Below are 15,463 nucleotides of genomic sequence, written 5' to 3'. Positions count from 1 at the left end.
CCCCGTCGTCGTCCCGTCCCGCCCCGCCGTCACCCCGGTGATGGCGCCGAAGGTGACGGACGCGGAGCTGCTGGCCGTCTGGGAGAAGTGGAAGGCGGCCCGCTCGCGCAACGACCTGCCCGCGGCGGAGGCCGCCCAGAAGGAGCTGCTCACGCTGCGCGAGGAGGTGCTCGCCTCCGACCTGGAGCCCCTGAGCATGGGCTTCGTGCGCGAGGCCGCGGTCCGCCGCCGCGCCGGAGACCTGACCGGCGCCATCGCGCTGCTGGACGTGGCCGTGGCCCTGTCGCCGGGGCTGCCCGCCGCGCGCTTCGCCCGCGCGGAGACCTACGTGGTGGAGGATCCGCTGAACGTGCCGCGCGGCCTGGGCGAGTGGAAGGCCGCGCTCGTCACGCTGGCGACGGACGCGAGATACCGCCGGCCCGCGCTCACGGACCTGGGCGCGCTGGTGTTCGCCGCGTGGGCGGCCACGGCGGTGGCGGTGGTCGCGGTGCTCTTCCTGCGGCGGATCCGCTACGCGCTGCATGACTTCCACCACCTGTTCCCCCGGGCGGTGACGCGCTGGCAGTCGGGCCTGCTGGGGCTGCTGCTCCTGTCGCTGCCCGTGGTGCTGGGCGCGGGCCTGTTGCCGGTGCTGCTCCTGCTCTTCGCCTCGGTGGCGCTGTACGTGGGCCGCGCCGAGCGCTGGGTGGCCGCGGTGCTGCTCATGGGCCTGGGCGTGATGCCGCTCGCCGCGGGGACGCTGGCGCGCTTCACCGTCTTCGCCGGCACGCCCGCGGAGGACGTCTACCTGCTGGAGCGCGGGGGCCTGTCCGCGGAGGGCGCGGCGGCCCGCGTGCGCGCCCGGGCGGAGGCACGCACCGCGCGCTTCCAGGAGCTGGGGGCGCTCGCCTGGTACGAGGCACGCCGGGGCCTCCTGGAGGAGGCGCGCGCGGACTTCAAGGCCGCCTCCGGGTTGAAGGAAGGCGACGCGCGGATGCTCACGCGCTTTGGCAACGCGCTCATGGGCCTGGGCGACGTGGACGGCGCGGTGCTCCTCTACACGCAGGCGTCCAAGGCGGATCCGTCCATGGCGGCGCCGCACTACAACCTGGGCCAGGTGTACCGGCGCCGGGCGCGGCTCTTGCCGGATGATCAGCTGGGCAAGGAGCTGGACCGCTCCACGTCCGCCATCGCCCAGGCGCAGGCCCTGGACAACTCGCTCCTGCGCCGCGAACCGCCTCCGGAGGACCGCCCCCTGCTCAACCGCCTGCTCCTGGCGCCCACGGTGCCGGAGCGCGACTGGATGGACCTGGCGGACGGCACCCTGGAGGGCGCCCGCGTGCAGTCCCAGGTGAGCCGCTGGATGTCGCCCGTCCTGCCTGCGGGCCCGGTGGGTTGGGGCCTGGCCGCCGGGCTCGCGGCGCTCATCGCGGGCCTGGGGGAAGCGGCCTTTCGCATGAAGGCGTCGCGCGGCTGTGAGCGGTGCGGCAACGCCGTCTGCCACCGCTGTGACAAGGACCTGCCCGTGAGCAGCGCGATGTGCGGCCAGTGCGTGCACGTCTACGCGCGCAAGAGCCAGGTGCCCAAGGAGTTCCGCTCGCGCAAGCAGGGCGAGGTGGAGCGCCACCAGGCCTGGACGAAGCGGGTGACGTACGCGCTGGGGAGCCTGGTGTCCGGCGCGGGCCACGTGGGCTCGGGCCTGCCGGTGCGGGGCGCCCTGTATGCCTTCGTGTTCAGCTTCGCCGTGGCCGCGCTGGTGCTGCACCGGGGGCTCGTCCGCACGCCGTACGGGGACGCGCCGCTGTACCTCAAGCTCGTGCCCGCGGGCACGGTGCTCTTCTTCGTCTACCTGCTGACCCTGCGCGGCCTGCGCCGCCATCAGCGGGGGGAGGCCTGAGCCATGGCCCTCAAGGGCACCCTCAAGGACTTCGGCATCGGTGACATCCTGCAGCTGATTGGCCAGCAGCAGAAGACCGGCACGCTCCACCTGCGCAACAAGGACCAGGAGGTGCGCATCGGCTTCCAGGACGGCCACATCATCAAGGCCGAAAGCCTCACCCGGAAGCGCAAGGAACTCATCGGCGCCATGCTGGTGCGCGCCGAGATCATCACGGAGACGCAGCTGGAGGCCGCGCTGGAGGTCCAGAAGCGCACCCTCAAGCGCCTGGGTGACGTGCTGGTGCAGAGTCACGCCCTCACCGCGGAGCGCTTCCAGCAGATGGCCCAGCTCCAGGTGACGGAGACGCTCTACCGCCTCTTCACCTGGAAGGCGGGCACCTATGAGTTCATCCAGGAGCCCGTGGAGCCCGGCCCCGACGGCATCATCCCGCTGCGCGCGGAGACGGTGCTCATGGAGGGCTTCCGGATGGTGGACGAGTGGCCCGTCATCCGGAAGCGCATCCACCGCGACGACATGACCTTCGAGCGCGTCAAGGCGCTCCCGCCGCCCCGCGTCAACGACGAGGGCGGAGAGCTGGGCGTCATCGGGCCGTCGGAGCGCCACGTCTATGAGGAGATCGCCGTGGGGCGCGACCTGCGCCGCATGGTGGACCTCTGCGGCCTGGGCGAGTTCGAGACCTGCAAGGCGCTCTACAACCTGGTCAAGGGCGACTACGTGCGCGCCATCGACTCGGAGGGCCGCGCGCCCGTTCCGGAGGACACCCGCCTGGTCGCCCGGGTGGCGGGCCCGGTGGGCCGCATCGCGGTGACCATGGCCGTCATCGCGGGGCTGGCCTTCGTCGCGTCCCGCTGGGTCGGGGGGCAGGGGCAGGAGTCGGGGGCCTCCCGTTTGGGGGATCCCGCCGCCCAGCGTCAGATTGCCCACGCGCAGCGCGTCCGCATCGAGGCCGCGCTGGAGGTGTTCCAGCTGGAGAAGGGGACCCTCCCGGAGCGGCTGGATGCTTTGGTGGATGCCGGATTGTTACGTCCGGAGGAACTGCGCTACCCGTGGCGGGAGGAGTACTATTACCGCCGCACGGCCGCCCGGCAGTTCATCCTCCTACCGCCCGTGCGCTAGCCCGCGGGCAGGCTCGCCGTCGAGAGATGGCGGGCGTGGGGGGAGGGGCGACGTTAAATTGAGGGCGAGCGATCACTGAACGAGGAACGACGCGCATTGCGAAATCCCGCCACGCTGGAAGTGCCCGCCACTCGCGCTGAAACCACCCCCACCTCCGCGAAGGTGGACGTCCGTGACAACGAGACGACCCTGGCCCTTTGCGGAAACCAGAACGAAAACCTGAAGTTGATGGAGCGTCGCCTGGGGGTCCGGGTGGGGCAGCGCGGTACGGAGCTGCTCCTGTCGGGGCCCGCGGACGCGGTCGCCTTCGCGGTGCGCCTCGTGGAGAACCTCGAGGAGATGATCCGCGCCGGCCGCACCGTCTACCGCGAGGACGTGGAGCAGGCCATCAAGGTCCTGGGCCGCGGCTCGGAGTCGCTGCAGGAGGTCATGCTCGGCACCGTCCTCAAGAGCTCCGGCAACCGGCAGATCGCCCCCAAGAGCATCGCGCAGAAGCGCTACGTGGACGCCATCCGCGCCCACGACATCGTCTTCGGCGTGGGCCCCGCCGGCACCGGCAAGACGTACCTCGCCATGGCCATGGCGGTCGCCTTCCTCCAGGAGCGCAAGGTCAAGCGCATCATCCTGGCGCGCCCCGCCGTGGAGGCCGGTGAGAAGCTCGGCTTCCTGCCCGGCGACCTGGCGGAGAAGGTGAACCCGTACCTGCGCCCGCTCTACGACGCACTGCACGACATGATGGCCGTGGAGCGCGCCCAGACGCTGGTGGAGCAGGGGGTGGTGGAGGTGGCGCCGCTCGCGTTCATGCGCGGCCGCACCCTCAACGACGCCTTCGTCATCCTCGACGAGGCGCAGAACACCACCGTGGAGCAGATGAAGATGTTCCTCACCCGCCTGGGCTACAACAGCAAGGCGGTCATCACGGGTGACGTGACCCAGGTGGACCTGCCCACGGGCAAGCTGTCCGGCCTGAACCACGCGCGCTCCGTGCTGCGGAACATCGAAGGCATCCACTTCTCGGAGTTCTCCGACGTGGACGTCGTTCGCCACCCGCTGGTGCAGGAGGTCATCCGCGCCTACGAGCGCTCGGAGGCCGCCCAGAAGGCGCCCCCGGCCACGGAAGGCTCGGAGTCCTGACGTCGTGCCGCGGTACCCGCCACCCCCGCTCCCAGGCCTGCGCCGGGGCGGGGGTGGAGTCGTTGGGTGACCCACACCGCTGCCTGTTGGCTTACCCGCATTTTTCGCAGAGCGAACTGGCGTCCGGGCGGCGGCTGTCCCACCCTCACGAATTTTCCCCGTCACTGCTTCCTTGTAGGGAGCCTTGACGTCTTCGCAGGGTGAGGAGTTCCCCCATGGCCGATCCTGAATCACCAACCCCCGGGCCCAGCCCGCTGGACGCGCTCGCGGCCCGCCTGGGGCTTGGGCGGCGTGGGGACTGGGGCCGGCGCGTCGTGCAGGCCCTCCTGCTGCTCGTGGTTTCGGTAGGCGCGGGCTTCGTCATCTCCCCGGGCCTCTACAGCCAGCAGATTCCGGCGCTCACCGCGGAGGCCCTGGGCAAGCCCTTCCGGGCCAACTCGCCCGCCGGCTTCAAGGCCGCGCGCGACTACGACATCGTCCACCAGGCAATGACGGAGCAGCGCCGCCGCGAGGCCCGGAGCGCCGTGCGCCCGGTGTACGACCTCAACCCGGCGGTGGTGGGCAACCTGCGCGCATCCGTGCGCGCCGCCTTCGCCGGAGCGCGCGCGCACCTGGAAGAGGAGAAGGAGGCCCGCGCCGAGGAGACCCCTCCCGAGGAGGGCCAGTCCAAGCGCCGCAAGCCCACGCCCCTCACGCCGGAGGCCCTGGAGCGCCAGCGCCGCGACCGCGAGGAGATGCAGGCCCAGTTCCAGGAGCAGCTCTTCGGCCAGCGCGACGCGGGGTTCGAGCCCGAGGACTTCCAGGCCATCATCGCCAACGGCTTCTCGGAGGAGGCGGAGACCGCCACGCTGGTGCTGCTGGACCGGGCCTACCGCGCGGACGGAGGCCCGGTGTACGTGGCCGGCTCGCGCGAGGAGCTGGTGCGGGAGGCGCCCCAGGGCCTCACCGTGCGCGACGTGCAGCACAAGAATGAAGAGATGCTGGCCGCGGGTGCCTCCCAGGTGGTGGACATGCGCGAGGCGCACCAGGAGATGGACCGCTTCGCCTCCGTGCCCGGCAACGTGCTGCCGGACGCCCCGGCGGTGCAGCGCCGCGCGGTGCTTCGCATCGCCAAGCGGCTGGTGCGCCCCAGCCTGACCATCAACATCGCGGAGACGGACCTGCGCCGCCGGCTCGCGGGCGACGCGGTGAAGGACGCCGTCATCGCCATCAAGAAGGGCCAGCGCGTCATCGGCGACGGCGAGCTCGTCAACGAAACGCACCTGGTGATGCTGCGCGGGATGCGCGCGCAGACGGACCGGCTGGACCTGCTCCAGCTCCAGGTGGGCGGCACGGGCCTGGTCGCCCTGCTGGTGGTGGCCTTCTACGGCTTCTGCCGCGCGGCCTTCCGCCGCTTCCGCCCCACGCGCAAGGACGGCATGCTCCTGGGGCTGCTGCTCGTGGGCCTGCTGGGCCTGCTCCAGGTCTGGGTGTCCATCGCGGACGCGGTGCAGGACCGCTACACGGCGCTGCCCATTGAAGCCTTCTATTACGCCTTCCCGGTGGCGGCGGGCGCCATGCTGGTGCGCTTCATCCTGACGCAGGAGCTGGCGCTGTTCTTCGCCATGGTGTTCGCGTGCCTGGCGGGCGTGATGCTGGGCAACTCGCTGGCGTTCGGCATCTACACGCTGGTGGGCTCGCTGGTGGCGGCGGACCGCATCGTCAAGGCGAAGGACCGCGTGGGCATCTTCCGCGCGGGCCTCGTCACCGGCGTCGCCAACCTCATCGCGGTGCTCTTCCTGTTCCTCGTGGAGGGCAAGGGCCTGGCCGGGGACACCCTCATCACGGCGGTGTGCGCGTTCTTCGGCACCGCGCTGGCCGTCCCGGTGATGGTGATGGCGCTGACGCCGCTCATCGAGGCCACGTTCGGCTACGCGTCGGACATCAAGCTGTTGGAGCTGGCGAACCTGAACCACCCGGCGCTCAAGGAGCTCATCGTCCAGGCGCCCGGCACGTACCACCACTCCATCATCATCGGCACGCTGGTGGAGAACGCGGCGGAGACCATCGGCGCGAACCCGCTCCTGGCGCGCTCGTGCGCGTACTACCACGACATCGGAAAGGGCCGGAACCCGCTCTACTTCGGGGAGAACCAGAAGGGGGAGAACCGGCATGATGGCCTGGCGCCCGCGATGAGCGCGGTCATCATCAAGCGCCACGTGACGGAAGGCCTGGAGATGGCGCGGCAGTACCGCCTGCCCAAGCTGGTGGCGGACGCGATTCCCCAGCACCACGGCACGCGCACGGTGGGCTTCTTCTTCCACAAGGCCCTGAAGGAGCAGGAGGGCAAGGAAGGCGCGCCCCCCATCGACGAGAGCATCTACCGCTACCCGGGGCCCAAGCCGCAGTTCCGCGAGGCGGCCCTGGTGATGATCGCCGACGCGGTGGAGGCCTCCACGCGCTCCATGCCGGACCCCACCAGCCAGAAGCTCCAGGCCCAGGTGCAGAAGATCATCAACATCATCTTCTCCGAGGGCCAGCTCGACGAGTGCGACCTGACGCTCAAGGACCTGAACCTCATCGCCCAGTCCTTCCTGCACACGCTGGAGGGCATCTACCACACGCGTCCCGTCTACCCGGCGGGCGCGATGGGCGGGGGCAAGGCCGGGGGCGCGCCGCTGATGATGGCGCCCGCGCCCGCGAAATCCGACACGAAGGACACCAAGGTGCGAACGGCGGGCATGTCATGAGCCGCAAGGTGGAGGGCGTGAAGCTGCGCAAGGGCAGGGTGATTCCGCGCGACGACGGCAAGCGCATCGAGGAGTTCGTCGGCGTGGCCAGCACGCAGACGGAGTCCGCGTCCGTGGCGCGCATGCGGGCGCCGCCGGGCTGGAGCGAGCCCGCGCAGACGCCGGAGTTCGACGAGGTCGTGCTGGTGCTCACCGGCGAGCTCACCCTCGTGGTGGACGGCAAGCGCGAGCGCATTGGCGCGGGCGAGGTGGGCCTCGTCCCGCGCGGCAAGCGCGTGGTGTACCGCAACGACAGCCAGGGCGCGTGTGACTACTGGTCCATCTGCGCGCCGGCCTTCCGCGTGGAGCTGGCCCACATCGAAAAGCCGGAAGCGAAGCCGAAGGCCGCGGACAACCAGGTGACGGTGCAGGTGGCGCACGGGCAGGCAGGGGACTACGAGCGCCTGCTCACCACCTGGGCCCGCGACTACCTCAAGCGCCTGGGCCTCACCGGCTGCGAGCTGTCCCTGTCGCTCGTGGGGGACCGGGCCATCCGCCGGCTCAACCGCACCTGGCGCCAGAAGGACAAGGCCACGGACGTGCTGTCCTTCCCCGCGGGGGACCAGCCCAAGGGCACCCCGGGCCCCCGCCCGCTGGGCGATGTGGTCATCTCCCTGGACACGGCGAAGCGGCAGGCGAAGGAGTACGGCCGCACGCTGGAGTCGGAGATGGGCCGCTACCTCGCGCACGGCCTGTTGCACCTGCTGGGACATGACCATGAGAAGCCTCGCGACGCGAAGCGCATGGCGGCCCTGGAGGAGCAGCTGTTGGGCGAGCGGGGCATGGTGGCGGACTCGCTGACCATCGACTCGCGCGCCCGCCGCGCGAAGCTCATCTGAAATCCCCGCCGGGGGGCTTGCGGCCCCCCGTGTCTCGTGTTGGATGGAACGATGCCCCGCCTGTCGTCTCTCATCGTCGCAAGCCTGTTGGGTCTCCTGCTGAGCGCGTCCTCCGCGCGCGCCGCGTCGGTGCCGCCGTGGGGCACGGGCGAGAGCCGGGGCGAGGACCTGTCCATCTGGCTGGTGACCTTCAGCCCCGGTGACGACGTCTTCTCGTGGTGGGGCCACGGCTCGCTGGTGGTGGAGGACCGCGCGAAGCACCTGCAGCGGCTCTACAACTACGGGATGTACTCGTTCGACGACCAGACGGTGGTGCGCTTCGCCAAGGGCCGCCTGGAGTTCTGGGTCGGTGAGTCGAGCGTCAACGGCACCTTCCGCTTCTACAAGTCGCTCAATCGTGACGTGCGCGTGCAGGAGCTCAACCTCACGCCCGAGCAGCGCGTGACGGTGGCGAAGAAGCTGGCGGACAACGTGCTGCCGGAGAACCGCGACTATCTCTACGAGCACTACAGCGACAACTGCGTGACGCGGCTGCGCGACATGATCGACGTGGCCGTCGGCGGCCGGCTGGCGGAGGCGGAGAAGGCCCCGGCCCGCATGACGCTGCGCGAGCACACGCGGCGCTACACGGCCGTGAGCCCGCCCGTGAGCTTCCTGCTCGACTTCATGATGAATGACTCCATCGACAAGCCCATCACCCGCAAGGAAGAAGCCTTCCTCCCGGACGAGCTGGAGCAGCAGGTGGCGGAGCTGAAGGTGCCGGGCCCGGACGGGCAGCCGGTGTCGCTGGTGGAGAAGCAGTGGGACTACTACGCGTCGCCCTCGCGTCCGAGGCCTCCCGCGCAGCCCCCCGCCTTCGGCCCGTACTTCCTCGCCCTGGGCGTGCTCCTGGGCGCCAGCGCGCTGGGTCTGGCCGCGTGGGAGAAGAAGGGCAGCCGCGCGGCGCGCATCCTCCTGGGCGTGGAGAACATGGTGGTGGGCCTGGTGCTGGGCATCCCGGGGCTGGCGCTCGTGGTGATGTGGGTGGGCACGAACCACGTCGTCACCCACCACAATGAGAACCTCTTCCTCGCGAACCCGCTGACGCTCATGGCCGTGCCGTACGGCCTGCGCCTCACCTGGGGCAGCGCGAAGGCGCGCGCGCGGCTCAAGTGGGTGTGGGGCCTGCTCGCGGTGACGGGCGCGCTGGGGCTGGTGGTGAAGGTCCTGCCCTGGTGTGACCAGGACAACTGGCGCGCCATCGCGCTCATCCTGCCCATCTCCCTGGGCATGGCCGGTGCCTTCTGGCTGGACCGGCTGCGGGCGCTCGTGCCAGGAACGGCGCGCACGCCGCCCCGTCAGGATGCCCAGGTGACCTCGCTCAAGGCCTCCTGAAACACCCTGGCATCCCCACCTGTTTCGATACGAAGGAGACGAAGAACACCATGGCGAACGATTCGATGGAGAAGATCAACGCCCTGAAGGAGCGCCTCAACGCGCTCCGGGGGCATCTTTGACCTCGACCGCAAGCGGTCCCGCATCGCGCTGATCGAGCGCGACTCGGCGCAGCCCGATTTCTGGAACGACAACACCAAGGCCCAGGGCCTCTTGAAGGAGAAGGCCACGCTGGAGGCCAGCGTGGGCGCCTTCGACAAGACGCTGCGCGGGCTGGACGACGCGCAGACGCTCCTGGAACTGGCGGCGGAGATGAACGACCCGGCGAGCGCGCAGGAGGCCGAGGGCTCGCTCGCGCCGCTGGAGGCGGAGGTCGCGAAGCTGGAGCTGGCGCGGATGCTCTCCGGGCCGCAGGACCGCAGCAACTGCTTCATGGACATCAACGCGGGCGCGGGCGGCACGGACTCCATGGACTGGGCCGCCATGCTCCTGCGCATGTACACGCGCTTCGCGGAGACCAAGGGCTGGAAGGTCGAACTCAGCGACGAGGTGCCGGGCGAAGAGGCGGGCTTCAAGAACGTCTCCCTGCGCATCGAGGGTGAGAACGCCTACGGCTACCTCAAGGCGGAGGTGGGCGTGCACCGGCTGGTGCGCATCAGCCCCTTCGACGCCAACGCGCGCCGCCAGACGGCGTTCGCGTCCGTGGACGTGTACCCGGAGGTCGACGACAGCATCCAGATCGACCTGCCGGAGAAGGACATCGAGCTGAAGTACATCCGCGGCACCGGCGCGGGCGGACAGAAGGTCAACAAGACGTCGTCCACGGCGCAGCTGCGCCACATCCCCACGGGCATCGTCGTCACCTGCCAGACGGAGCGCTCGCAGTCGGCCAACAAGGAGATGGCCTTCCAGATCCTTCGCGGCCGCCTGTTCGAGATGGAGATGAAGAAGCGCGAGGCCGAGCGCGACGCGGCGGAGGCGGCCAAGAAGGACATCTCCTTCGGCTCGCAGATCCGCAGCTACGTGCTGGCGCCGTACCGCATGGTCAAGGACCTGCGCACCGGCGTGGAGACGGGCAACGCGGACAAGGTGCTGGACGGTGACCTGGACGAGTTCGTCACCGCGCAGCTCTTGGGCGTGAAGAACCCCAACCGCAACGCCAGCGCGGAGTAGCGCTCCCGGACGGAAACCGCCTCCCACCCCTCCCGGGCCCCTCGCGGTCCGGGAGGGGTTTTTCATGCCCGGGAACCTTTTTCCCAGGGCCGGTGTCAGGGGGCGGGGCAGGGTGGTGCGCGGTAGGATGGAACAAGGCCCTACACGGGAGGCGCGGGTGTCACCGGGCGGAGTGCTCGACGTCGGACAGCAGGCCCTGGCCGCCGAGGCCGCATCCGCCGCGCGCCGCGAGGAGCAGGCGCTGCTCGTCCGGCTGCGTCGCGGCGACCCGGAGGCCTTCGAGTCCCTGGTGCTGGAGCACCAGGACCGCCTCTACGACTTCTGCTTCCGCATGCTGGGCGACCGCGAGGAGGCCCACGACCTGGTGCAGGAGATCTTCGTCAGCGTGCACCAGCACGTGCGGCGCTTCCGCGAGGACGCGCGCCTGTCCACGTGGCTGTTCCGCATCTCCAAGAACCACTGCCTCAACCGGCTGAAGTACCTCCAGCGCCGGGGGCGGGGCCGCTCGGAGGCCTACGACGAGGTGAGCGCCGCCGCCATCGCGCAAGGCGGTGGCGCCCCCGTCCAGCCGGACGCCGCCCTGGACGCGGCGCGTGAGCGGGCCCGGGTGCAGCGGGCCATTTCCCAACTGGACCCCGATGCGCGCATGCTGGTGGCGCTGCGAGACATCGAGGGCCTGAGCTACGACGAGATTGTGGACATCACCGAGCTGCCCGAGGGGACCGTGAAGAGCCGGCTCCACCGGGCACGCGAGAAGCTGGCGGACCTGCTGGGGCGCTTCGAACCATGAGCGGCGGCGGGTGGAGGTCAATGGACGTGCAACCCCGATTGGATCACCGCGAGGCGAAGGCGCTGTTCCTGGCGCTCGCGGACGAACAGCTGCCGGCCCCCCAGGAGCAGGCGGTGCGCAGCCACCTGGACGGCTGCGAGGAGTGCCGCCAGGGGTGGGACCGCTACGCACGCACCGTGGAGCGCGTGCGCTCGGTGGAGCGGGAGAAGGCCCCGCCCGCGCTCGCGTCGCTCGTGGCCGCCCGCGTGCGCCGCCAGCGCCGCTTCGGCCTGAAGGGCCTGCACCTGGCCCATGCCAACCACCGCTTCCCGGTGGAGGTCCTCATCCCGCTGCTCCTGGCCGCGGCCGTGGGGGCGTTTCTTTTGATGTCTTCCTGAAGCCCCCTCCCGGATGCGTTGCGTACCGGGGGAGGCTTGGCTACGGTGCCGCGCCTTTCATACGAGCGCGTCATGGCCGACACCGAGAACAAGAACCCCCCAGGTGAGAAGAGCGCCGAAGCGGCGGACTCCAGCTCCAAGGAGCAGGAGATCTACCAGCAGCGGTTGGACAAGGCCGCCAGATGGCGCGAGGCCGGCTTCAACCCCTTCGGCAACGGCTACGCCCCCCGGGACGTGGCGCAGCGGATCCACGACGCCCACGGCCAGAAGACCGCCGAGGACCTGGACAAGGAAGCGCCCCAGGCGGACGTCGCCGGCCGCATCGTGGCCATGCGCTCGTTCGGAAAGGCCGCGTTCATCAAGCTGCGCGACCGCTCCGGCGAAATCCAGGTGCACGTGAAGAAGGACGTGCTGGGGGACCTCTATGAGGTCTTCAAGCAGTGCGACCTGGGTGACTTCGTCGCGGCGCAGGGCACCGTCTTCAAGAGCAAGACGGGCGAGCTGTCCATCGCGGCCACGAAGTTCGTGCCCCTCACCAAGTCCCTGCGCCCCATGCCGGAGAAGTGGCACGGCCTGACGGACGTGGAGGTCCGCTACCGCCAGCGCTACCTGGACCTGGTCTCCAACCCGGACGTGAAGCAGGTCTTCCTCAAGCGCAGCAAGCTGGTGAAGTTCATCCGGAGCTTCCTCGACGGGCGCGACTTCGTCGAGGTCGAGACCCCGATGATGCACCCGCTGGTGACGGGCGCGGCGGCGCGGCCCTTCATCACGCACCACAACACGTACGACATCGACCTCTACATGCGCATCGCGCCCGAGCTCTATCTGAAGCGGCTCGTGGTGGGCGGCATGGAGCGCGTCTACGAAATCAACCGCAACTTCCGCAACGAGGGCATCAGCACCCGGCACAACCCGGAGTTCACGATGCTGGAGTTCTATCAGGCGTACGCCACGTACGAGGACCTGATGGACCTCACGGAGGAGATGCTCTCGGAGGCCTCCCGCCACGTCACCGGCGACTCCAAGGTGAAGTACGGCGAGCACACCATCGACTTCGGCAAGGGCTGGAAGCGCATCCCCATGACGGAGGCCATCCGGGAAGCCGTCCCCGGCCTGTCCGACAAGGACATGGTGGACGCGGACCGCCTGCGTCACGAGCTGCTCAAGACGGTGCACTCGGAGGTGGAGCGCCGCGCCGTGGACGCCATGAACCACGGCGAGCTGGTGGGCGCCCTCTTCGAGGCCCACGTCGAGCACACGCTCATCCATCCCACCTTCATCACCCAGTATCCCACCGCCGTCTCCCCGCTCGCCCGCCGCAACGACCAGAACCCGGAAATCACGGACCGGTTCGAGCTCTTCGTCGCGGGCCGGGAAATCGCCAACGCCTTCTCCGAGCTGAACGACCCCCTGGACCAGAAGGGCCGCTTCCAGGCCCAGCTGGACGCGAAGCAGCGGGGCCAGCAGGAGACCATGGACTACGACGAGGACTACATCCGCGCCCTCGAACACGGCATGCCGCCCACGGCCGGTGAGGGCATCGGGATTGATCGCGTCGCCATGTTGTTCACGGACGCCGCCAGCATTCGTGACGTGATTCTCTTCCCCCTCCTCAAGCCGCTGGCGAAGTAGCCACGAGGCCTCGTGCACCCCGCCGAACGGCAGACCGACTATCGCTGGCCCCTCCTGTGGGCCGGCGCCCTCGTGGCCCTCGTGGGAGCCATCCTCCTGGGGGTGGCCATCTCCGAGTCCGAGGCGTGGGCCGAGGTGGCCGGCGCCCTGGGCCTCTCCTTCGTGGGGTGGGGCGGGCTCGTCCAGTCCTTCGACGCCGGGGCGCTCGCCCTGGGCGCCCAGACGGCCTCCGCCGTGGCCGGGCCCAAGGCGCTCATCGGCGGGACGCTCGTCTGGCTGGCCGGCTGGGGCCTCATCGCCGCCGGCATCCGCCGCGCGCCGGCCTCCGGTGAGGGGCCCAGCCCCGCCGCCGGTGCGCCGCTGTACCCGCGCCTGGCGCGCTACCGGGACTTCTACTGGAGCACCCTGGGGGCCTACGGCGGCGGCATCCTCCTGGCGGAGCTGGCGCTGCTGCTGCTCCAGACCGTCCTCTCCAGCGGCGTGCCGTCGGACCTGGGCGGCGCCGCGCGCGAGTCGTCCGGGGGCCTGTCCCTGCCGCCCACCATCGCCTTCGCCATCGCGTTCATCATCAGCATGGGCGTGGCGTTCGCGTCCGGCTTCGTGGGCGCGTCCCGGGCGCAGCGGCTGTCGTTCCCGGAAGCCACCATCGGCGTGTTCTACCTGGGCCTGCCGGTGCCCATCCTCCTGTCGCTGATGGAGCGCGTGCCGTCGCTCCAGCTCGCCCTGGGCTACCGGCTGCGCGAGGTGACGTACGTCGCGGGGCTCATCGGCCGGCCGGAGCTGGCGTACTGGCTCGTGTTCGCCGCGCTGGTGCTGGCGCTCGTTTTGGGCATCAACACGGGCTTCATCGCGGCGGGCAGCGGCCGGGTGGACCTGCGGCTGGGCTTCGAGCTCTTCGTCGCGCGCCGGCACGTGGCGGTGTTCCGCCCGTCGCTGCTGCTGGGCGCGCTGGCGGTGCTGATGTTCGGCATCATCCCGCCGCTCATCGTCTACTTCATCATCCGCGGGGCGGAGGCCGCCGTGGAGCGCACGCGCGTGAAGTCGCTGGGCCTGGCGGATCCGCTGGCCGCCGCGTCCGCGCAGCACCGGATGAAGCTGCACGAGCAGTCCCCCACCATGATGATGACCGCCCTGTCCGTGGGCGGCGTGGGCGTGGGCGTGATGGCGCTCATCATCGTGCTCAGCGTGATGAGCGGCTTCGAGGCCGACCTCCAGCAGAAGATCCTGGGCACCAACGCGCACGCGGTGGTGTCGCGCTACGCCGGGGACCTGCCGGACTACGACAAGGTGATGACGCAGGTGAAGCGCGTGCCCGGCGTGGTGGGCCAGACGCCCTTCATCATCAACCAGGTGATGATCGCCTCCGAGGGCAACGTCGACGGCGTCATCATCAAGGGCATCGACCCGAAGACGGTCGGCTCGGTGACGGACCTGCCCCAGAATATCCTGCCCGGCGGCGACCTGGGCCACCTGGAGCAGCCCGCGAAGATCCTCCCCAGCAGCGCGGTGGAGGACGGGGACAAGAAGGACGCGGAAGAGGAGGACCCCATCATCGGCAAGCCCTCCAAGCCCGCGAAGCCCACGGTGCTGCCGGGCATCATCATCGGCCGGGAGCTGGCCGCGTCCCTGCGCGTGGTGGTGGGGGACCGGGTGAACGTCGTGTCCCCGCTGGGCACGGAGCTGGGGCCGTCCGGGCCCATCCCCAAGAGCCGCGCGTTCCGGGTGGCGGGCGTCTTCTACTCGGGCATGTACGAGTACGACTCCAAGTTCGTCTACATCCTGCTCAAGGAAGCGCAGGACTTCTTCGCGGTGAAGGGCGCCACCGGCATCGAATTGAAGGTGGCGGACATCGACGACGCGCGCCGCATCGCCAACCAGGTGGTGCGCGTGCTGGGCGGCTACCCCTACCGCGCGCGCGACTGGGGTGAGATGAACAAGAACCTCTTCTCCGCGCTGCGCCTGGAGAAGCTGGTGATGGGCATCATCCTGTCCATCATCATCATCGTCGCCGCGGGCCTCATCGTCGCCACGGTCATCATGCTGGTGCTGGAGAAGCGCAAGGAGATCTCCGTCCTCAAGGCGCTGGGCGTCCCGGATGGCGGCATCGTGAAGATCTTCCTCGCCGAAGGGCTCCAGATTGGCGTGGCCGGCGGCGTGCTGGGCCTGTTCTCCGGCCTCGCGTGGTGCCTCTTCATCGAGAAGGTCGGCATCAAGCTGGATCCCGAGGTCTATTACATCCCCGCGCTGCCGGTGCGCATCGAACCGGTGCAGACGGCGCTGGCGGTGGTCATCGCGGTGCTCGTCACCTACCTGGCGTCCATCTACCCGGCCCTCAAGGCGAGCAGCGTGGAACCGGTGGAAGGTCTGAAGGCGGAGTAGCC

Annotated in this window: 11 protein-coding genes; all 11 read left to right on the top strand. The window is 70.0% G+C overall.

Features of this window, described 5'->3' with window-relative positions; all coding sequences use genetic code 11:
- Positions 1 to 1,876: tetratricopeptide repeat protein (locus tag D7X96_RS41540; RefSeq protein ID WP_147468389.1), on the top strand; the 1,876-nt coding region annotated here is incomplete at its 5' end.
- 3 nt (positions 1,877 to 1,879) lie between these two features.
- Positions 1,880 to 2,995 carry a DUF4388 domain-containing protein gene (locus D7X96_RS24775; RefSeq protein ID WP_121770874.1) on the top strand — a complete coding sequence of 372 codons (1,116 nt, stop codon included), beginning with the start codon at positions 1,880 to 1,882 and terminating at the stop codon, positions 2,993 to 2,995.
- Between the two features lie 96 nt (positions 2,996 to 3,091).
- The gene (locus D7X96_RS24770) at positions 3,092 to 4,129 is read left to right on the top strand and encodes a PhoH family protein (protein WP_121770873.1); all 1,038 of its coding nucleotides are present in this window, start codon (positions 3,092 to 3,094) and stop codon (positions 4,127 to 4,129) included.
- Positions 4,130 to 4,344: 215 nt separating this feature from the next.
- Positions 4,345 to 6,858, top strand: a complete 2,514-nt coding sequence (locus D7X96_RS24765) for an HD family phosphohydrolase (RefSeq protein ID WP_121770872.1) — start codon at positions 4,345 to 4,347, stop codon at positions 6,856 to 6,858.
- On the top strand, positions 6,855 to 7,736 hold the full coding sequence (gene ybeY / locus D7X96_RS24760; RefSeq protein ID WP_199746871.1) for an rRNA maturation RNase YbeY: 882 nt from the start codon (positions 6,855 to 6,857) through the stop codon (positions 7,734 to 7,736). Before D7X96_RS24765 ends, ybeY begins: the two co-directional genes overlap by 4 nt.
- A 51-nt stretch (positions 7,737 to 7,787) precedes the next feature.
- Positions 7,788 to 9,110: an Lnb N-terminal periplasmic domain-containing protein gene (locus D7X96_RS24755; protein ID WP_121770871.1), complete on the top strand. Its 1,323-nt coding sequence runs from the start codon at positions 7,788 to 7,790 to the stop codon at positions 9,108 to 9,110.
- Positions 9,111 to 9,160: 50 nt separating this feature from the next.
- Positions 9,161 to 10,283 (top strand): peptide chain release factor 2 gene (gene prfB, locus D7X96_RS24750; RefSeq protein ID WP_233609624.1). Its coding sequence is split into 2 segments (ribosomal slippage): positions 9,161 to 9,229 and positions 9,231 to 10,283, totalling 1,122 coding nucleotides; the frame shifts between segments, so codons are not numbered across the junction.
- 157 nt (positions 10,284 to 10,440) lie between these two features.
- On the top strand, positions 10,441 to 11,073 hold the full coding sequence (locus D7X96_RS24745; protein ID WP_120549987.1) for an RNA polymerase sigma factor: 633 nt from the start codon (positions 10,441 to 10,443) through the stop codon (positions 11,071 to 11,073).
- Positions 11,070 to 11,450 carry an anti-sigma factor family protein gene (locus tag D7X96_RS24740; protein ID WP_120549988.1) on the top strand — a complete coding sequence of 127 codons (381 nt, stop codon included), beginning with the start codon at positions 11,070 to 11,072 and terminating at the stop codon, positions 11,448 to 11,450. Before D7X96_RS24745 ends, D7X96_RS24740 begins: the two co-directional genes overlap by 4 nt.
- Positions 11,451 to 11,522: 72 nt before the next feature.
- Positions 11,523 to 13,082, top strand: a complete 1,560-nt coding sequence (gene lysS / locus D7X96_RS24735; RefSeq protein WP_121770870.1) for a lysine--tRNA ligase — start codon at positions 11,523 to 11,525, stop codon at positions 13,080 to 13,082.
- Between the two features lie 12 nt (positions 13,083 to 13,094).
- A complete protein-coding gene (locus D7X96_RS24730) occupies positions 13,095 to 15,461 on the top strand; it encodes an FtsX-like permease family protein (protein WP_121770869.1) in 2,367 nt (788 codons plus the stop codon).
- The last annotated feature ends 2 nt before the right edge of the window (positions 15,462 to 15,463 follow it).

The organism is Corallococcus interemptor (genome assembly GCF_003668875.1).
Lineage (GTDB): Bacteria > Myxococcota > Myxococcia > Myxococcales > Myxococcaceae > Corallococcus > Corallococcus interemptor.
Note: the sequence above shows the minus strand (reverse complement) of the source record. Positions and strands in the feature narration are given on the sequence as shown.

Bases quoted from the DNA above. Each gene is read 5' to 3' on its own strand.
- D7X96_RS24775 (WP_121770874.1), top strand. From the start codon at position 1,880: ATGGCCCTCAAGGGCACCCTCAAGGACTTCGGCATCGGTGACATCCTG.
- D7X96_RS24765 (WP_121770872.1), top strand. From the start codon at position 4,345: ATGGCCGATCCTGAATCACCAACCCCCGGGCCCAGCCCGCTGGACGCG.
- ybeY (WP_199746871.1), top strand. From the start codon at position 6,855: ATGAGCCGCAAGGTGGAGGGCGTGAAGCTGCGCAAGGGCAGGGTGATT.
- D7X96_RS24755 (WP_121770871.1), top strand. From the start codon at position 7,788: ATGCCCCGCCTGTCGTCTCTCATCGTCGCAAGCCTGTTGGGTCTCCTG.
- D7X96_RS24740 (WP_120549988.1), top strand. From the start codon at position 11,070: ATGAGCGGCGGCGGGTGGAGGTCAATGGACGTGCAACCCCGATTGGAT.
- lysS (WP_121770870.1), top strand. From the start codon at position 11,523: ATGGCCGACACCGAGAACAAGAACCCCCCAGGTGAGAAGAGCGCCGAA.